Source organism: Streptomyces sp. NPDC033180 (assembly GCF_055577645.1).
This window is the reverse complement of sequence record NZ_JBVIPU010000001.1, coordinates 18,702-36,703: the sequence shown is the minus strand read 5'-3', so window position 1 is coordinate 36,703 and position 18,002 is coordinate 18,702. Positions and strand designations below refer to the sequence as shown.

The window sequence follows — 18,002 nt, the reverse complement described above, 5'->3', positions numbered from 1 at the left end:
CACCTCCCGTGAGCGGGCTACTTCCGCACGGCGTCCAAGGCGTCGATCATGCCCACGCCGTAGAAGCCGTTCTTGTTCTTGCCGCCCGCGCACACCGCGTCGACCTTGCCGTCGCCGTCGATGTCGTACGGATCGGTGCACTTCATGGCGTCGGCCTCACCGTAGAGCAGCGCTTTCACCTTCGATGAAGACGCGTACGGGTGGGCCGACTTGATGAGCGCGGCGACACCGGCCGCGTGCGGTGACGCCATCGACGTACCCGCCTTGTAGCCGAACTTGCCGCCCGGGAGCGTCGACAGGATGCGGCCGTCCGTGGCCGGCGCGTCCGGCGTCTGGAACTTCGTCGAGTCGCCGCCGGGAGCGGCGATGTCGATGACGCCCTTGCCGTAGTTCGAGTACGAGGACTTGATGCCCTTCGCGCCCGTGGCCGAGACGGTCACGACTCCCGGAAGCTGCGACGGAAGGTCGAGGCAGTCCGCGGTCTTGATGACCCGCTCCGTGGGCGTCGTGTCGTCCGGGCTGGAGTCGTCGACGATCTCGTCCTGCGCGAGGTCCGTCTCGGCGTTACCGGCCGCCGCGACGTTCACCGCACCCTTGCGCTCCGCGTACCGCGTGGCCCGCCCGACGGCGTCGACCAAGGCCTTCTGGTCGTCGTCCGTCTTGCAGTTGAACAGCCACGGGTCGGTGTAGTAGCTGGAGTTGGTGACGTCGACACCGTGATCGGCCGCCCACATGAAGCCGCAGACCACGGCCTCCGTGTAGTACATGCCGGTCGCCGGCTCGGCCACCTTCAGGCTCGCCACCTTCACGCCCGGAGCGACACCGGTGACGCCGGTACCGTTCTTCGCGGCGGCGATGGTGCCCGCCACGTGCATGCCGTGGTCGCTCTCCTCGGCCACCGGACGCCACGCGTTGTCCTTCTGCACGGGCACGCCGCCCAGGCAGCTCGCGGATGCCTTCGCGTCGAAGTTCGGCGCGATGTCCGGATGCGTGTCATCCACGCCGGAGTCAAGGACGCCGACGGTGACCCTGGAGCTGCCGAGCGACTCCTTGTGGGCCTTGTCCGCCTTGATGGCGGGCAGGTCCCACTGGAGCGGCTCCAGCTCGTCCTGGCCCGCTCCCGCTCGCCCGGCCGCCTGCTTCGCCTCGGCGGCGGTCAGCGGCCGGTCGGCCTCAAGGGCGTCGTCGGACTGCGCGGACAGCGGCGCCGTCCGCGTGGCGCCCGCCGACTGGACACCCTTCGCCTTGCGGATCCGCTCGGCGAAGTCCGCGTTCGACGAGTGGACGACGATCACGCCGATCCTGTCGTACGCGATGACGACCTTGCCGCCCGCCTTGACGATGGCCTTCTTCACGTAAGCCGACGTCTTGGCGGAGGGCGAACCGCCCTGCCCGGAGCGGACGTTGACGACGTAGCTCATCGACGTGCCGTCCGTGAGCGACGCGCCGAGTGCGGAAACGGCCGACGACACCGGGGTGTCAGGACGGGCCGCGGCATCGGGCTGAGCCGACGCCGTGCCCGGCAGGAAAGCGACGGCCGAGGCCACAGCCATGCCGAGCGGGAGTGCGAGCACGCGGCGGGAGCGCGTGAAAGGTGCGGTCATGCTGCGTGTGCCCCTCACTTCTTCACGGCGTCGAGCGCGTCGACGATCCCGCTGCCGTAGAAGCCGTTCTTGTTCTTGGAGCCCTCGCAGACCGCGTCGACCTTGCCGTCACCGTCCGGGTCGTACGGCTCCGTCGGGCAGCCCGGGTTGTCGGCCTGCTTCTTGAGGAGCCGCTGGAGCTCGGCGGGGCTCGCCTTGGGGTGCGTCGACTTCAGGAGCGCGGCCACGCCCGAGGCGTGCGGTGACGCCATCGAGGTGCCCTGCAGCCAGCCGTACTCGTTGCCCGGCATCGTGGAGAGGATGCGGCCGTTCTTCGAGGGGGTGTCGGCCGGGATCTGGCGGGCGTCGCCACCGGGGGCCGCGACGTCGATGACGCCCTTGCCGTACGTGGAGTAGTACGACTTGAGGTTCTTGACGCCCGTCGCGCTGACCGTGACCACGCCCGGCAGCTGCGTCGGCAGGTCGAAGCACTCGGAGGGGTCGATGGTGCGCGGCACCGGCGTCGAGTCGTCAGGGCTGGAGTCGTCCAGGATCTCGTCCGCGGCGAGGTCGTGGTTGGAGTTGCCCGCGGAAGCGAGGTTCAGGGTGCCCTTCTTCTGGGCGTACAGCTGGGCCCGGTTGACCGCGTCGACGATCGCCCGCTGGTCCGGGTCGTCCATGCAGTTGTAGAGCCACGGGTCCACGTAGTAGCTGTTGTTCGTGATCTCGATGCCCTTGTCGGCAGCGAACACGAAGGCGCAGACCACGCTCTCCGGGAAGAACAGCTCGCTGACCGGGTCGGCCACCTTGATGCCCGCGACCTTCACGCCGGGCGCCACACCCGCGACGCCCACGCCGTTGCGTGCGGCGGCTATCTCGCCCGCCACGTGCGTGCCGTGGTAGTGGTCCGGCTTCTCCGGGCGCCAGGCGCCGGGCGAGGTGTCCGCCTTGCCGCCGACACAGCTCGCCGACTGCGAGGCCGAGAAGCTGGGCGCGAGGTCCGGGTGGGTGTCGTCGACTCCGGTGTCGATGACGCCGACGGTGACCTTCTTGCTGCCCGGGTTGATCTTCGCTGCCTTGTCGGCGCCTATCGCGCGCAGATCCCACTGGTCGGCCTCGAGCGGCTCGGCGGCCGGACCCGCCTGCGCCTTCAGCGCCTTGGCGTCCGACTTCGACAGGAGGGTCGGTGCGCCCTCCTGCGTGGTGCCCGCGGCCGTCAGGGGCGAGGTGCGGGTCGCGCCCGCGGACTGGACCCCCTTGACCTTGCGCAGCTGCTTTCCGAAGTCGGGGTTGGCCGAGTGCGCGACGATGACGCCGATCTTCGGGTAGGCCACGACGACGGTGCCGTCCGCCCTGGCGATCGCCTTCTTGACGTACGCGATCGTCTTGGAGTCCGTGCGGGTGTTGACGACGTACGCGAGCTTCGGGGCCTCGGCCTTCGTCGACGCGGTGGCGGGTGCGTCGGGGGCCGCGGTCGCGACGCCCGGGGCGAAGCCGACCGACGCCGCGAGCGCGATGCCGAGGGGCACGGTGAGCGCGATGCGACGTCTGGAACGCAGATGAGCCATGGGATCTCCACATCATCCGGATACGTGAACTGCCCGAACACGGCAAGTGATCGGGCAGGTACATGACGGGTCGTTCAGGGTGAAGCTATCCCCCGAACTCCCAGGCCAGCAATGGATTCCGGAAGAAAGCAGCGCGTCGCGCCGCGCCGGGCGTGCCGTCGTGACGTTGAACAGGTAACGGAAGCAACATCGACCCCTGTCGGATCACGTCCCGTGGCCTTAGCATCGCCATCCGTGGCTTCACGTGATCCGCGTCACTGCCGGATCAGAGAGAGCCAATGGATCAGCTGTCCGTCCCCACCGCACCCGCACCACGAGGAGAGAACTCCGTGGCCCCCGAAGCATCCCCACCGTCCAAGGACGGAGAAGCCCCCGCTCCCCATGCGCCGTCCACGGAAGAATTCCTCCAGGAGCAAGCGAGCCCCGAGTTCGGTGAACTCCGCCGCGCCCACCGCTCCTTCGCCTTCCCGCTGACCATCGCCTTCATCGCCTGGTACCTCGTGTACGTCCTGCTCTCCAACTACGCGGGCGACTTCATGGGCACCAAGCTCTTCGGCAACATCAACGTCGCCCTTGTCCTCGGCCTCGGGCAGTTCCTGACCACGTTCCTCATCGCCTGGTGGTACTCCCGCCACGCGGCCACCAAGCTCGACCCCAAGGCCGAGGCGATCAAGTCCCGTATGGAGGGCGGCGCATGAGCCCCGCGCTGAACACCACAGTCCTGGCCGCGGCCTCCGACGCCTCCGAGCACCGGGCGCTGATCATCAGCCTCTTCGCGGCCTTCGTCGTCGCGACCCTCTTCATCACCGTCTGGGCGGGGCGCCAGACCAAGAGCGCCGCCGACTTCTACGCGGGCGGCCGCCAGTTCACCGGCTTCCAGAACGGCCTGGCGATCTCCGGCGACTACATGTCCGCCGCGTCCTTCCTCGGCATCGCGGGCGCCATCGCGCTCTTCGGGTACGACGGCTTCCTCTACTCCATCGGCTTCCTGGTCGCCTGGCTGGTGGCGCTCCTCCTGGTCGCCGAGCCGCTGCGCAACTCCGGCCGCTACACGATGGGCGACGTGCTCGCCTACCGCATGCGCCAGCGCCCGGTGCGCACCGCCGCGGGTACCTCCACCATCGTCGTCTCGATCTTCTACCTGCTGGCGCAGATGGCGGGCGCCGGTGTCCTGGTCTCGCTGCTGCTCGGCATCACCAGCGACGCGGGCAAGATCCTGATCGTCGCTCTCGTCGGCGTCCTGATGATCGTCTACGTCACCATCGGCGGCATGAAGGGCACCACCTGGGTGCAGATGGTCAAGGCCGTGCTGCTCATCGCGGGCACCATCCTGATCACCTTCCTGATCCTGCTGAAGTTCAACTTCAACGTCTCCGACCTGCTCGGCACCGCCGCCTCCAACAGCGGCAAGGGCTCGGCCTTCCTGGAGCCCGGTCTCAAGTACGGCGTGAGCGGCACCTCGAAGCTGGACTTCCTCTCGCTCGGCATCGCCCTGGTGCTCGGCACGGCGGGACTGCCGCACATCCTGATCCGCTTCTACACGGTGCCGACGGCCAAGGCCGCGCGTAAGTCCGTGAACTGGGCGATCGGCATCATCGGCTCCTTCTACCTGATGACGATCGTCCTCGGCTTCGGCGCCGCCGCGCTGCTCAAGCCCGGCGACATCATCGCCTCGAACAAGGCGGGCAACACCGCGGCGCCGCTCGCCGCCCTGGAGATCGGCGGCGGTGGCGACTCCACCGGCGGCGCGCTCCTGCTCGCCGTGATCTCCGCGGTCGCCTTCGCCACGATCCTCGCGGTCGTCGCGGGCCTCACCCTGGCCTCGTCGTCCTCGTTCGCGCATGACATCTACGCCAACGTCATCAAGAAGGGCAAGGCCACCGAGAAGGAGGAGATGAAGGCCGCTCGCTGGTCGACCGTCTTCATCGGCGTCGTCTCCATCGCGCTGGGCGCCCTGGCCCGTGACCTCAACGTGGCGGGTCTGGTCGCCCTCGCCTTCGCCGTCGCGGCCTCCGCGAACCTGCCGACGATCCTCTACAGCCTCTTCTGGAAGCGGTTCACCACGCAGGGCGCGCTCTGGTCCATCTACGGCGGACTGATCGCAGCCGTCGGCCTGGTGCTGTTCTCGCCGGTCGTCTCGGGCAAGCCCACCTCGATGTTCCCCGACGCCAACTTCGACTTCTTCCCGCTGGAGAACCCGGGCCTGATCTCCATCCCGCTGGGCTTCCTGCTCGGCTGGCTCGGCACGATCCTGTCGAAGGAGGAGGCGGACAAGGGCAAGTACGCGGAGCTGGAGGTACGGTCCCTCACGGGCACCGGAGCCCACTGATCCCCTCTGAATGTGCAGGTCAGCGGCCGCGTCGTAGATCATTTGTAGATCTCTACGACGCGGCCGTGCCGCTCCTCGTGGGATCGGGCCCCCCTCGATGTCAGTCCCGTCACGTAGGCTCGGAGGTATCTGAACCGGACTGGCTCGATCAGGATCAGGGAGGGGGCCCACGTGCTCATCGACACCTACGGCCGAGTGGCCACCGATCTGCGGGTTTCGCTGACGGACAAGTGCAACCTGCGATGCACGTACTGCATGCCCGAAGAAGGCCTGCAATGGCTGTCCAAGTCCGAGCTCCTCAGCGACGACGAGATCGTGCGCCTCATCCGGATCGCCGTGACGCAGCTGGGCATCACCGAGGTCCGCTTCACCGGCGGCGAACCGCTCCTGCGCCCCGGCCTCGTCGGCATCATCGAGCGCTGCGCCCAGCTGGAGCCACGCCCCAGGATGTCCCTGACGACGAACGGCATCGGTCTCAAGCGCACCGCCGCCGCCCTCAAGGCCGCGGGCCTCGACCGGGTCAACGTCTCCCTGGACACGCTGCGCCCGGACGTCTTCAAGACCCTCACCCGCCGTGACCGCCACAAGGACGTCCTGGAAGGTCTCGAGGCGGCCCGTGACGCCGGTCTGACCCCGGTCAAGGTCAACACGGTCCTGATGCCGGGCCTGAACGACGACGAGGCCCCTGACCTGCTCGCCTGGGCCGTCGAGAACGACTACGAGCTGCGGTTCATCGAGCAGATGCCGCTTGACGCCCAGCACGGCTGGAAGCGCGACGGCATGATCACCGCCGGTGACATCCTGCAGTCGCTGCGTACGCGCTTCGAGCTCACCGAGGAGGGCTCCGGCGAGCGCGGCTCCGCGCCGGCCGAGCGCTGGCTCGTGGACGGCGGCCCGCATCGCGTCGGCGTCATCGCCTCCGTCACCCGCCCGTTCTGCTCGGCGTGCGACCGCACCCGGCTCACGGCCGACGGCCAGGTCCGCACCTGCCTGTTCGCCACGGAGGAGACCGACCTGAGGGCGGCTCTGCGGGCGCACGACGAAGACAGCCAGGACGGCTCGGACGAAGCGATCGCGCGCATATGGAAGCTCGCGATGTGGGGCAAGAAGGCAGGCTCGGGTCTCGACGACCCGACGTTCCTGCAGCCCGACCGCCCGATGTCGGCGATCGGCGGCTAGCTCGCGCTAGCTCTCCCGCGCCTCCCACTCGGCGAGCGGCACGACGTCCTTCAACATGCCGCGTACGCCCAGGAATTGGGAGAGGTGCTCGCGGTGTTCCTCACATGCGAGCCACGTCTTGCGGCGCTCCGGAGTGTGGATCTTCGGGTTGTTCCACGCGAGCACCCACACCGCGGCGGCGCGGCAGCCCTTGGCGGAACAGATCGGTGTTTCGTCGCTCACGAGTAACGTCCAAGTGCGTTCAAAACAAGGCGACGCCGAGCAGCCACGGGGGGAGCTGCCCGGCGTCGGTCTGTCGCTCCGACGGGGGATGCGGAGCGCGTACGAAGTATGTCATGGGGGACCCGGTGCCTGGCACCGGAACTACATGATTGATCTGAGCTTTTCTTGAGCTTGGCGCAACGTCGACGGTCAGTTCTGGTGGCCGTACGGAGCGTTGGGCTCGCCCGTCGCGGGGCCCGCGCCGGCTTCCGGGACGGGTTCCGCGGACTCGTCGGGCAGGGGCGGCGGCGCGAGCATCGGCCGGGACGGCGCCGGTACGAAGGTCGACGGCAGCGAAGGGGCGTTCTCCCGGCCCGCGTTGGCGATCACCACGGAGATGTACGGGAGGAGGATGCCGAGCACCAGGGCGACGAAGGCGACATGCCGCTCGACGTTCCACAGCACCGCCGCGGCAATGACCGAAAGAGTACGGATCGACATCGAGATCACGTACCGCCGCTGCCTGCCGCGCACGTCGTCCGCCAGTCCCTGCCGGGCCCCTGTGATCCGGAAGACCTGGGCGCCGCTCTGCTTCCGCATCACATTCCACCGCCTGCTCACAAGAAGCCGGGCTCTCCCCGGCCCGGACCCGCTCCACGTTACGCCTGGGCTGCGCAGCCTTCGAGACCGGGGCAGGTCTCTTCTCGGTGTCCTGCCTGCGTCATGCCACGTATGGGGGTGCCCGACATGCGCCGTATGGAGGATCAGTCGAGACTTGCCGTAATGCTCATGTTGAGCCGAACGAGGAGGCAGCTATGAGCTGGTTGTGGGCCATCGTCGTGGGATTCGTGCTGGGGCTGATCGCCAAGGCGATCCTGCCCGGGAAGCAGCACAGTCCGCTCTGGCTGACCACGATCTTCGGCATCATCGGCGCGATCATCGGCAACTCGCTTGCCTCCGCGTTCGGCATCGAAGACACCAAGGGCATCGACTGGGGACGACACGCCCTGCAGCTCGTGGCGGCCCTCGTCGTCGTGGGCGTCGGAGACATGGCGTACAAGATGATCAAGGGAAACAGGCAACGCGCCTGACCTGCCCGTAAGCGGCATGCGAAAGGGGCCGGTCCGTCGGGCCGGCCCCTTCACGCGCGAGTACGGGAATGTGGCTCAGCCCGCGGTGACCTCGGTGGCCGGGGTGACCTCGACCGCCGCCAGGTTCTTCTTGCCGCGGCGCAGCACGAGCCAGCGCCCGCGCAGGAGCTCGTCGCGGGACGGGACGGCGTCCTCGGAGGCGACCTTCGTGTTGTTCACGTAGGCCCCGCCCTCCTTGACCGTGCGCCGGGCCGCGGACTTGCTCGCCACCAGGCCGACCTCCGCGAGGAGGTCCACCACCGGGCCGAGCTCGGTGACCTGGACGCGCGGCAGCTCGGAGAGTGCCGCGCTCAGCGTCGCCTCGTCGAGGTCGCCGAGCTCACCCTGGCCGAACAGCGCCTTGGACGCGGCGATGACCGCGGCGCACTGGTCGGCGCCGTGCACCAGCGTGGTCAGCTCCTCGGCGAGCGCACGCTGGGCCGCACGGGCCTGCGGACGCTCCTCGGTGAGCTTCTCGATCTCCTCGAGCTCCTCGCGGGACTTGAAGCTGAGGATGCGCATGTACGTCGAGACGTCCCGGTCGTCCACGTTCAGCCAGAACTGGTAGAACGCGTACGGCGTCGTCATCTGCGGGTCGAGCCAGACGGCGCCGCCCTCGGACTTGCCGAACTTGGTGCCGTCCGCCTTGACCATCAGCGGCGTCGCGATCGCGTGCACGGTCGCGTCCGGCTCCAGGCGGTGGATCAGGTCGATGCCCGCGGTGAGATTGCCCCACTGGTCGGATCCACCCTGCTGGAGCGTGCAGCCGTAGCGACGGTAGAGCTCCAGGAAGTCCATGCCCTGCAGGAGCTGGTAGCTGAACTCCGTGTACGAGATGCCCTCCTGGGACTCCAGGCGGCGGGCCACGGAGTCCTTGGTCAGCATCTTGTTCACACGGAAGTGCTTGCCGATGTCCCGCAGGAACTCGATCGCGGACATCCCCGCGGTCCAGTCCAGGTTGTTGACCATCAGCGCGGCGTTCTCGCCCTCGAAGGACAGGAACGGCTCGATCTGCGAGCGCAGCCTGGCCACCCAGTTCGCGACCGTCTCCGGGTCGTTCAGGGTGCGCTCGGCGGTCGGCCGCGGGTCACCGATCTGACCCGTGGCGCCGCCCACCAGGGCGAGCGGGCGGTGGCCCGCCTGCTGGAGCCTGCGGACGGTCAGGACCTGCACCAGGTGCCCGACGTGCAGGCTGGCCGCGGTGGGGTCGAAGCCGCAATAGAACGTGACGGGGCCGTCCGCGAGCGCCTTGCGCAGTGCATCTTCGTCCGTGGACAGGGAGAAAAGGCCCCGCCACTTCAGCTCGTCGACGATGTCCGTCACGGTCTTGTGTCTCCTTGAAAGGTTTCTGGCCGGTCGAAGGGCTTCTGGCCGGTACCGGCTGGCACCGGCCAGTCTATGGGCGTCACACGCCTTGGCTGACCGAGCTCATGTTGAAGTCGGGGATGCGCAGGGCGGGCATCGCGGCCCTGGTGAACCAGTCGCCCCACTCCCGGGGCAGCGTCTTCTCCGTGCGCCCGGCCTCGGCGGCCCGCGAGAGCAGGTCGACCGGCGACTCGTTGAAACGGAAGTTGTTCACCTCGCCCACGACCTCGCCGTTCTCGACGAGATAGACGCCGTCCCGGGTGAGCCCGGTGAGCAGCAGGGTGGCCGGGTCGACCTCGCGGATGTACCAGAGGCAGGTCAGGAGCAGCCCGCGCTCCGTGCTCGCGACCATCTCCTCCAGGGAACGGTCGGTGCCACCGTCCAGGATGAGGTTGTCGATGGCGGGGGCCACCGGCAGGCCGGTCAGGGACGCGCTGTGCCGGGTGCTGGTCAGATGCGCGAGTTCGCCCGCGCGCACCCACTCGGTGGCGCCGAGCGGAAGTCCGTTGTCGAAGACGGACGAGTCGCCGCCCGATGCGTGCGCGAGCACGAACGGGGCGGACTCCAGGCCCGGCTCATTCGGGTCGCTGCGCAGCGTCAGGGGCAGCTCGGTGAGCCGGTCGCCGACACGGGTGCCGCCGCCGGGCTTGGAGAACACCGTCCGGCCCTCGGCCGCGTCCCGGGCCGACGCCGACCACAGCTGGTAGATCAGCAGGTCGGCCACGGCGGCCGGCGGCAGCACCGTCTCGTACCGCCCGGCAGGCAGATCGACGCGCCGCTGCGCCCACCCCAGGCGCTTGGCGAGCTCCGCGTCCAGCGCTGCCGGGTCCACGTCCTTGAAGTCCCGGGTCGCGCGCCCCGCCCACGCTGACTTCGTGCGGTCGGGGGACTTGGCGTTGAGTTCCAGGGTGCCGCTCGGCTGATCGTGCCGCAGGCGCAGCCCCGTCGACGTACCGAGATAGCTCGTCGTGTGTTCGTGGTTCGCGAAGCCGTACAGCTCGCGTCCGCCCGCTCGGGCCGCGGCGAACGCCTCGCCGAGCGCCGGGGCGAAGTCCGCGAAGACCGCGGAGGACGTCTCGGCGGGCGCGTCCCCGAAGTCCGCGGACTCCTTGGCCCCGGCCACCAGCGGCTGCGCGTCCTCGGCGGGACCCGCGCCGCGCGCGGCGTGCTCGGCGGCACGGACCAGGGGTTCGAGGTCGGCGGGCGTCACGGCCGAGCGGGAGACGACGCCGGAGGCCGTGCCCTCCTTGCCGTCGACGGTCGCGATGACGGTGAGGGTACGGCCGCGGGTGACGCCGTTCGTGGTCAGGGCGTTGCCCGCCCAGCGCAGGTTCGCGGTCGAGTGCTCGTCGGCGATGACGACGCAGCCGTCGGCGGTGGACAGTTCGAGGGCCCGCTCGACGATCTCGTGCGGCTTGTTCGTACGAGAGGTCATCGACCCGCCTCCTGCGTGGTGTTGAGACTGTGCTTTCCCGGGGGACAACCCCCGGGCCCCCGGCCGATTCCGTGGTCGCCGCCGCTCATCGACCCGCCTCCTGCGTGGTGTTGAGGATGTTCACGCCCCGGAACAGGGCCGATGGGCAGCCGTGGGAGACCGCCGCGACCTGGCCCGGCTGGGCCTTGCCGCAGTTGAAGGCGCCGCCGAGCACATACGTCTGCGGGCCGCCGACCGCCGTCATCGAGCCCCAGAAGTCGGTGGTCGTCGCCTGGTACGCGACATCGCGCAGCTGGCCGGTGATGCGGCCGTTCTCGATGCGGTAGAAGCGCTGCCCGGTGAACTGGAAGTTGTACCTTTGCATGTCAATTGACCATGAACGGTCGCCTACGACGTAAATGCCCCGGTCCACGCCCGCGATCAGATCCTCCGTGCCGAGCCCGCCCGGGTCCGGCTGGAGCGACACGTTCGCCATGCGCTGCACCGGTACATGACCGGGGGAGTCCGCGTACGCGCAGCCGTTGGACCGCTCGAAACCGGTGAGCTTCGCGATGCGCCGGTCCAGCTGGTAGCCGACCAGGGTGCCGTCCTTCACCAGGTCCCAGGACTGCCCTGCCACGCCCTCGTCGTCGTACCCGATGGTCGCGAGGCCGTGCTCGGCCGTCCTGTCGCCCGTCACGTTCATGATCGACGAGCCGTACGCGAGCTTGCCGAGCTGGTCGAAGGTGGCGAAGGACGTCCCCGCGTACGCCGCTTCGTAGCCGAGCGCGCGGTCCAGCTCGGTGGCGTGACCGATGGACTCGTGGATGGTCAGCCAGAGGTTGGACGGGTCGACGACCAGGTCGTACGAGCCGGCCTCCACGCTCGGCGCCCGCATCTTCTCGGCGAGGTGCTCCGGGATCCGCGCGAGCTCCGCGTCCCAGTCCCAGCCCGTCCCGGTGAGGTACTCCCAGCCGCGCCCGACCGGCGGCGCGATGGTCCGCATCGAGTCGAACTCGCCGCTCGTCCCGTCGACCGCGACCGCGGTGAGCTGCGGGTGCAGGCGGACCCGCTGCTGCGTGGTCACCGTCCCCGCCGTGTCCGCGTAGAACTTGTTCTCGTGCACGGTGAGCAGCGAGGCATCGACGTGCGAGACGCCGTCGGCGGCGAGGAGACGCGAACTCCACTCGGCGAGCAGCCCGCTCTTCTCCTCGTCCGGTACGGAGAAGGGGTCGATCTCGTACGAGGAGACCCAGGTCTGGTCGGAGTGCACCGGCTCGTGCGCGAGTTCGACCCGCTCGTCCGAGCCGGCCGCCTTGATGACTTTGGCCGAAAGCTTCGCCATCGCCACGGCCTGGGACGCGACCTTCGCCGCCGCGTCCATCGTCAGATCGACACCCGAGGCGAACCCCCAGGTCCCGCCGTGCACGACACGGACCGCGTAGCCGAGGTCCGTGGTGTCCGATGTGCCGGACGGCTTGGCGTCCCGCAGCCGCCAGGAGGCGCTGCGCACCCGCTCGAAGCGGAAGTCCGCGTGGTCTGCGCCCAGAGCACGCGCGCGGGCCAGCGCGGCGTCGGCGAGAGCCCTCAGCGGCAGCGCCGTGAAGGCTTCATCGATGGAATGAGGCACGGATGTCTCCCTGCTGTCGGCACCGGTCGCTCAGATCATGTCGCGCGTGAGGGCCCGGCGGCCAGAGTTTTCTGTAGGGACCCGACAGCGAGTCCGGTACGCCACTGTCGGTCGTCGATTCTCCGTATGGAGCACCGTACCGATAGGTTTTCGAGGTACCAGACCGCTATCGAAAGGGTGATCCGTTGAGCCGCTCGGTTCTCGTCACCGGAGGAAACCGGGGCATCGGCCTCGCCATCGCCCGCGTCTTCGCCGACGCCGGCGACAAGGTCGCGATCACCTACCGCTCGGGTGAGCCGCCGCAGGTCCTCACGGAGCTCGGAGTCCTCGCCGTCAAGTGCGACATCACCGACTCCGAGCAGGTGGAGCAGGCCTACAAGGAGATCGAGGAGAAGCACGGTCCGGTCGAGATCCTGGTGGCCAACGCCGGGATCACCAAGGACCAGCTCCTCATGCGGATGTCCGAGGAGGACTTCACGTCCGTCCTCGACACCAACCTCACCGGCACCTTCCGTGTCGTGAAGCGCGCCAACCGCGGCATGCTGCGCGCCAAGAAGGGCCGCGTCGTGCTGATCTCCTCCGTCGTCGGACTGATGGGCGGCCCGGGGCAGGCGAACTACGCCGCCTCCAAGGCGGGCCTGGTCGGATTCGCGCGCTCGCTCGCCCGTGAACTCGGGTCGCGCAACCTCACTTTCAACGTCGTGGCGCCCGGTTTCGTCGACACCGACATGACCAAGGTGCTCACCGACGAGCAGCGGTCGAACATCGTGGCGCAGGTGCCGCTCGGCCGTTACGCGCAGCCCGAGGAGATCGCCGCAGCGGTGAAGTTCCTCGCCTCGGACGACGCGTCGTACATCACTGGAGCCGTCATCCCCGTTGACGGCGGATTGGGCATGGGTCACTGATCACCATGAGCGGAATTCTCGACGGCAAGAAGATTTTGATCACGGGCGTGCTGATGGAGTCCTCCATCGCGTTCCACGCGGCCAAGGTCGCGCAGGAGCAGGGCGCCGAGATCATCCTCACCGCCTTCCCGCGCCCCACGCTCACCGAGCGCATCGCCAGGAAGCTGCCCAAGCCCGCCAAGGTCATCGAGCTCGACGTGACCAACCAGGAGCACCTGGACCGGCTCGCGGGCCTGGTCAAGGACGAGCTCGGCGGCCTCGACGGCATCGTGCACTCCATCGGCTTCGCTCCGCAGGGCGCCTTCAACTTCCTCGAGGCGACCTTCGAGGACGTCGCGACGGCGATGCACGTCTCGGCGTTCTCCCTGAAGTCGCTCACCATGGCCTGCCGCCCGCTGATGCCGAACGGCGGCTCTGTCGTGGGGCTGACCTTCGACGCGCAGTTCGCCTGGCCGAAGTACGACTGGATGGGCCCGGCCAAGGCAGCCCTGGAGGCCACGAGCCGCTACCTCGCCCGTGATCTGGGCAAGGAGAACATCCGCTGCAACATGATTTCCGCGGGCCCGATCGGCTCCATGGCGGCCAAGTCCATCCCGGGCTTCGCCGACCTCGCGGACGTCTGGAACACCCGCTCCCCGCTGGACTGGGACATGGCCGACCCGGAGCCCGCGGGCCGCGGCATCGTCGCGCTGCTCTCGGACTTCTTCCCGAAGACGACCGGCGAGATCATTCACGTCGACGGCGGCGTGCACATGATGGGTGCCTGACCAGGCATTCTCGTACGTTTCTGACGCCCCGTCCCCCGTGCAGCGCGGGAGGCGGGGCGTCACCCGTTCGGCCCACCGGCCAGGCGCGGTCGGGGCCGGACAGCGCACCCTGAAGTGTGCGCCCGTCACCTCCTGCGGTGCTCGCCGCTCTCACCCTGCTGATCGCCCTGCCGTACGGCGCCGCGTCGCATGCCGTCGGAGAGGCGGAGCCTCCCCACGCGCGCGTGGACGCTCTTGAGGCGGCGAAACCGCGGCCCTTCGGCTCGGAGTGCCGCACCAGTGTCCAGGGCTCGGACGCGGTCGCCTACTGCCACAACCCGTACCCCGAGACCGACCGGGTCCGGCTGCACCTGGAGTGCGAGCAGTGGTGGGACATCGACAGCGACGGGGTCCTTGTGGAGGCCGGGCCCGCCCAGACCGTGCGGCTCACCGGACGGTGCTGGAAGGAGATCCACTCGGTCTGGGTCAGCCACCAGAAGTGAGGGCGCAGGGGCTGGTGAGGGCGCCGGGGTTCACGGCCGCGCCGGGTCGTCGAAGAGCTCCGGGCGGCACATGAAGGGGTAGCCGGCGGCTTCCTTGGCAGCCGCCTCCGCGTCGCTGTCCCGGATCGCGTCGACGAGGCGGGCGTGGTCCATGTGGCTCTCGGGGGTCAGCTTCTCGCCGACGTCCTCGCGCAGCCAGTCCCGCATGACCTCGCCGAGGTCGGCGTACATCGCCGTCATCACGTCGTTGTGGGACGCGGCAACCACGGCCAGGTGGAAGGTCGCGTCGGCCGCGACGAAGGTCTCCTTGTCGCCGGACGCCCAGGCCTCCTCGCGGCGCTCCAGAAGGGCGTCGAGCTGTTTGAGGTCACGCTCCGTGCGCCGCTGGGCGGCCAGCTTCGCCGCGCTCGACTCCAGCGTGCTGCGCAGCTCCGCGATGTGCCGCGGCTCGGCGTCGGCGAACCTGCGCTGCATCACGCCGGCCAGCTCGCTCGTCGCGACCACGTAGGTGCCCGAGCCCTGGCGGATGTCGAGGAGGCCGTTGTGCGCGAGGGCGCGGACCGCCTCCCGGACGGTGTTGCGCGCCACGCCCAGCTGCTCGACCAGCTCGGGCTCGGTGGGGATGCGGGAGCCGACCGGCCACTCTCCCGACGAGATCTGGTTACGCAGCTCGGCGATGACCTGCTCGGAGAGCGCCGAACGGTGAGGGGTGGTCAGCGGCATGACGTTCCTTCGTGCGCGGTGTGACGGACGGTGTGGCGGACGGTGTGACGGAAACAGAGGCAGCGGGTTCAAGGAAATCAGTGGCAACGGATTGGACAGTCAATCATCCCATGATTCTATGATGGCTCCATGGCTAGTGAGGAAACCAGGACGATGACACCGACACCGACGACACCGATACGCACCGACGCGGCGCACGGGGCAGCGGAGAAACAGCCCCCCACGCGCGCGTGGGCGACGCGTCTCGTCATCGTCGGCATCGTCCTGGCCGCCCTCAACCTCCGTCCGGCCATCACCAGCCTCGGCTCCCTCCTCGAAGAGGTACGTGACGGGCTCGGCATGAGCGGCACGCTCGCCGGACTGCTCACATCCGTCCCGCCGCTCTGCTTCGCGGTCTTCGGTGTGATGGCGCCGCGGCTCGCCCGCCGGTTCGGCCCCAGCGCGGTGGTCTGCGCGGGCATGGTCGCCATCGCCACGGGCCTGGCGCTCCGCCCCTTCCTGGGCGGCACCGTCGGCTTCCTCGCCGCGAGCGCGCTCGCCCTCATGGGCATCGCGGTCAGCAACGTCCTGATGCCGGTGATCGTCAAGCGCTGGTTCCCCGACCGCGTCGGCTCCATGACCGGGCTGTACTCGATGGCACTCGCCCTCGGCACCTCGCTCGCCGCGGCCATCACGGTCCCCATGACCGACGCGCTGGGCGGCAGTTGGCAGTCCGGGCTCGCGGTGTGGGCGGCGCTCGCCGTCGTCGCCGTCGTGCCGTGGGTGCCGCTCGTGCGGGACAAGAGTGCCGCGTCGGCCGCCCCGGAGCACGTCAGCTCCGAGGTGCGCAAGGAGGACGCGGGCCTGCGCATCACGCGCAGCCGTACGGCGTGGGCGCTGGCCTGCTTCTTCGGGCTCCAGGCCACCGCCGCGTACATCACGATGGGCTGGATGCCGCAGATCTTCCGTGACGCCGGGGTTCCGGCGGGGGAGGCCGGCGTGCTGCTCGCCGTCACCATGGCGATGGGCGTGCCGCTGGCCTTCGTGATCCCGCGGGTCGCCACCCGGCTGCCGAACCAGGGCCCCGTGGTGGTCGTGCTCGGTGCCTGCGGCCTCGCCGGATACGCGGGTCTCTACCTCGCCCCCGAGAGCGGCGCCTGGGCCTGGGCCCTGCTGCTCGGCGTCTCCAACTGCGCCTTCCCGCTGGCCCTCACGATGGTCGGCATGCGGGCCAAGAGCAGCGTGGGCGTCGCCAAGCTCTCGGCCTTCGCGCAGAGCACGGGCTACCTGATCTCGATCCCGGGGCCGCTCCTGGTGGGCGTGCTCTACCAGCACAGCGGCGGCTGGGGGCTGCCGATCGCGCTCATGGCGGGCCTGATGGTGCCGCAGATCGTGGTGGGCATCCTGGCGGGCCGCAACCGCACGGTCGAGGAGGAGGTCGCGGCGGCTGCCTGAGCCTGACCGCGACGTGTCGGGCAACCTGGCCCCGGCTGGGGCTCGTCGGGCAACCTGGCCCCGGCTGGGGCTCGTCGGACAACCTGACCCCGGCGGCGACGCGTCGCACAAAGGGTGCGAGACTCTCTCCATGCCAGTGCTCGACCCGAACCCCCAGAACGGCCAGAAGAAGCTGCTCATCGTGCTTGGCTCGATGCTGGCCATCACCGTGATCATCGGGATCATCGCCTCCATCGCCTCGCCGTGAACTGACCTCAGTGGGGCCGATGGTGGGGCTAGCACCACCATCCCCTAGGGGGTCAGTGTCAGGGTCAAGTGGGTGGATCACCGGATGTGCTGAGGGTCGCCCGATCCGTACCTTCGAGATGTGGCCGCGAGGACGCGGCACGGAGGACTCGAAGACCCCGGAGGCGGCATGTCGGCCCATTCGCACACTCAGCGCGACCTGGGAGCCACCAAGGACTCCGCGAGCGTCGAGATCCAGCTTCCGTGGTGGGCGATCGCCCTCCCCGCCATCGCCTTCGCTGCCCTGCTCCTGCTGATACTGAACCCCGCCGACGCACACGCGGCGAGCGGCGAGCCCGTGGTCACGCACTTGCTCGAGCGCATCCAGGAGACCGTGTTCCGTACGACCCCGTGACCTGCCCCGCCTGGACGCCGTCACCCGTGGCGGGGGAGCCCGCCAACTCCCTGCGCCCGCTGGCAGGTTTCATGCGAAGCTGGGACACATGAGCGTCGCAGAACCCCGCAGGATTGTCCTTTTCCGGCATGCGAAGGCCGACTGGCCGCAGGTGTCCGACCATGAGCGGCCCCTCGCGGAGCGCGGCCGCAAGGATGCACCCGTCGCCGGGCGCAAGCTCGCCGACAGCGGCATCCCTTTCGACCTGGCCCTCTGCTCGACCGCCGCCAGAACCCGCGAAACATGGAAGCTCGCCGTCCATGAGCTGCCGCACAGGCCCAGGACCGTCTACGAGGATCGGCTGTACGAAGCCTCTCCGGGCGAACTGATCGCCGTACTCAACGAAACCCCGGACGACGTGCAGAACGTCGTACTGATCGGCCACAACCCCGGAGTGCAGGGACTCGCCGACGTCCTCGCGGGCGATGCGGAAGGCGACGCCCGTACGCGCATGGACCGCCGCGGCTTCCCGACCGCCGCCTTCGCCGTTCTGACGTACTCCGGCTCATGGAAGGCCCTGGAGCCCGGGGTCGGCACGCTCGCCGACTACTGGGCGCCTTCTGAATAACCCCTGACGCGCTTACACCGATGGCCCCCGTACCGCAGTGGTACG

Annotated in this window: 19 protein-coding genes; 11 read left to right on the top strand and 8 right to left on the bottom strand. The window is 69.2% G+C overall.

Annotation, left to right across the window (positions count from 1 at the left end; all coding sequences use genetic code 11):
- Positions 1-17: 17 nt before the first annotated feature.
- Together ACZ5WE_RS00180 and ACZ5WE_RS00175 are read right to left on the bottom strand one after the other, a co-directional pair.
- Positions 18-1,604, bottom strand: a complete 1,587-nt coding sequence (locus ACZ5WE_RS00180; protein WP_467690301.1) for a S8 family peptidase — start codon at positions 1,602-1,604, stop codon at positions 18-20.
- Between the two features lie 14 nt (positions 1,605-1,618).
- A complete protein-coding gene (locus ACZ5WE_RS00175) occupies positions 1,619-3,151 on the bottom strand; it encodes a S8 family peptidase (protein WP_467690303.1) in 1,533 nt (510 codons plus the stop codon).
- Positions 3,152-3,480: 329 nt separating this feature from the next.
- Here ACZ5WE_RS00175 and ACZ5WE_RS00170 point away from each other — a divergent pair, with 329 nt between their 5' ends.
- The 3 genes from ACZ5WE_RS00170 (at position 3,481) to moaA (ending at position 6,659) form a co-directional block, all read left to right on the top strand.
- Complete coding sequence (locus ACZ5WE_RS00170; protein WP_467690304.1) at positions 3,481-3,849, top strand: DUF485 domain-containing protein; 369 nt, start codon at positions 3,481-3,483, stop codon at positions 3,847-3,849.
- Complete coding sequence (locus tag ACZ5WE_RS00165) at positions 3,846-5,480, top strand: solute symporter family protein (protein ID WP_467690306.1); 1,635 nt, start codon at positions 3,846-3,848, stop codon at positions 5,478-5,480. The genes ACZ5WE_RS00170 and ACZ5WE_RS00165 overlap by 4 nt, the downstream gene beginning before the upstream one ends.
- A gap of 171 nt (positions 5,481-5,651) precedes the next feature.
- A complete protein-coding gene (moaA, locus tag ACZ5WE_RS00160) occupies positions 5,652-6,659 on the top strand; it encodes a GTP 3',8-cyclase MoaA (RefSeq protein ID WP_467690308.1) in 1,008 nt (335 codons plus the stop codon).
- Positions 6,660-6,665: 6 nt separating this feature from the next.
- On the opposite strand, the gene ACZ5WE_RS00155 is transcribed toward moaA, so the two are convergent.
- Entirely contained in the window at positions 6,666-6,881 is a 216-nt protein-coding gene (locus ACZ5WE_RS00155) for a hypothetical protein (protein WP_467690310.1), read from the bottom strand.
- 189 nt (positions 6,882-7,070) lie between these two features.
- Positions 7,071-7,460, bottom strand: a complete 390-nt coding sequence (locus ACZ5WE_RS00150; protein WP_467690311.1) for a DUF3099 domain-containing protein — start codon at positions 7,458-7,460, stop codon at positions 7,071-7,073.
- Positions 7,461-7,675: 215 nt separating this feature from the next.
- Between ACZ5WE_RS00150 and ACZ5WE_RS00145 the strand changes: the two genes are divergently transcribed.
- A complete protein-coding gene (locus ACZ5WE_RS00145) occupies positions 7,676-7,951 on the top strand; it encodes a GlsB/YeaQ/YmgE family stress response membrane protein (protein ID WP_365827039.1) in 276 nt (91 codons plus the stop codon).
- Positions 7,952-8,026: 75 nt separating this feature from the next.
- On the opposite strand, the gene tyrS is transcribed toward ACZ5WE_RS00145, so the two are convergent.
- The 3 genes from tyrS to ACZ5WE_RS00130 all read right to left on the bottom strand — a co-directional run bounded on the left by tyrS (position 8,027) and on the right by ACZ5WE_RS00130 (position 12,399).
- Positions 8,027-9,313 carry a tyrosine--tRNA ligase gene (gene tyrS, locus ACZ5WE_RS00140; RefSeq protein ID WP_467690313.1) on the bottom strand — a complete coding sequence of 429 codons (1,287 nt, stop codon included), beginning with the start codon at positions 9,311-9,313 and terminating at the stop codon, positions 8,027-8,029.
- Positions 9,314-9,395: 82 nt separating this feature from the next.
- On the bottom strand, positions 9,396-10,790 hold the full coding sequence (locus tag ACZ5WE_RS00135; RefSeq protein ID WP_467690315.1) for a metallopeptidase TldD-related protein: 1,395 nt from the start codon (positions 10,788-10,790) through the stop codon (positions 9,396-9,398).
- An 85-nt stretch (positions 10,791-10,875) separates the two neighbouring features.
- On the bottom strand, positions 10,876-12,399 hold the full coding sequence (locus ACZ5WE_RS00130) for a TldD/PmbA family protein (RefSeq protein WP_467690317.1): 1,524 nt from the start codon (positions 12,397-12,399) through the stop codon (positions 10,876-10,878).
- Positions 12,400-12,584: 185 nt separating this feature from the next.
- Between ACZ5WE_RS00130 and fabG the strand changes: the two genes are divergently transcribed.
- The 3 genes from fabG (at position 12,585) to ACZ5WE_RS00115 (ending at position 14,553) form a co-directional block, all read left to right on the top strand.
- Complete coding sequence (gene fabG, locus ACZ5WE_RS00125; RefSeq protein ID WP_467690318.1) at positions 12,585-13,304, top strand: 3-oxoacyl-[acyl-carrier-protein] reductase; 720 nt, start codon at positions 12,585-12,587, stop codon at positions 13,302-13,304.
- A 5-nt stretch (positions 13,305-13,309) separates the two neighbouring features.
- Entirely contained in the window at positions 13,310-14,071 is a 762-nt protein-coding gene (fabI, locus tag ACZ5WE_RS00120) for an enoyl-ACP reductase FabI (RefSeq protein ID WP_249590752.1), read from the top strand.
- A gap of 137 nt (positions 14,072-14,208) precedes the next feature.
- Positions 14,209-14,553 (top strand): hypothetical protein, encoded by a 345-nt coding sequence (locus tag ACZ5WE_RS00115; protein ID WP_467690320.1) that lies wholly within the window; start codon positions 14,209-14,211, stop codon positions 14,551-14,553.
- Positions 14,554-14,583: 30 nt separating this feature from the next.
- Here the strand turns inward: ACZ5WE_RS00115 and ACZ5WE_RS00110 are convergent, their stop codons facing one another.
- Positions 14,584-15,276 carry a FadR/GntR family transcriptional regulator gene (locus tag ACZ5WE_RS00110; RefSeq protein WP_467690322.1) on the bottom strand — a complete coding sequence of 231 codons (693 nt, stop codon included), beginning with the start codon at positions 15,274-15,276 and terminating at the stop codon, positions 14,584-14,586.
- A gap of 129 nt (positions 15,277-15,405) precedes the next feature.
- Between ACZ5WE_RS00110 and ACZ5WE_RS00105 the strand changes: the two genes are divergently transcribed.
- From ACZ5WE_RS00105 to ACZ5WE_RS00090, 4 genes are all read left to right on the top strand, one after another.
- Positions 15,406-16,710 carry a CynX/NimT family MFS transporter gene (locus ACZ5WE_RS00105; protein ID WP_467690324.1) on the top strand — a complete coding sequence of 435 codons (1,305 nt, stop codon included), beginning with the start codon at positions 15,406-15,408 and terminating at the stop codon, positions 16,708-16,710.
- A 130-nt stretch (positions 16,711-16,840) separates the two neighbouring features.
- On the top strand, positions 16,841-16,957 hold the full coding sequence (locus tag ACZ5WE_RS00100) for an SGM_5486 family transporter-associated protein (protein ID WP_150166275.1): 117 nt from the start codon (positions 16,841-16,843) through the stop codon (positions 16,955-16,957).
- A gap of 168 nt (positions 16,958-17,125) precedes the next feature.
- Positions 17,126-17,350 (top strand): hypothetical protein, encoded by a 225-nt coding sequence (locus ACZ5WE_RS00095; RefSeq protein WP_467690326.1) that lies wholly within the window; start codon positions 17,126-17,128, stop codon positions 17,348-17,350.
- Between the two features lie 88 nt (positions 17,351-17,438).
- Positions 17,439-17,957, top strand: coding sequence for a SixA phosphatase family protein (locus ACZ5WE_RS00090; RefSeq protein WP_467690327.1), 519 nt, complete (start codon positions 17,439-17,441; stop codon positions 17,955-17,957).
- The last annotated feature ends 45 nt before the right edge of the window (positions 17,958-18,002 follow it).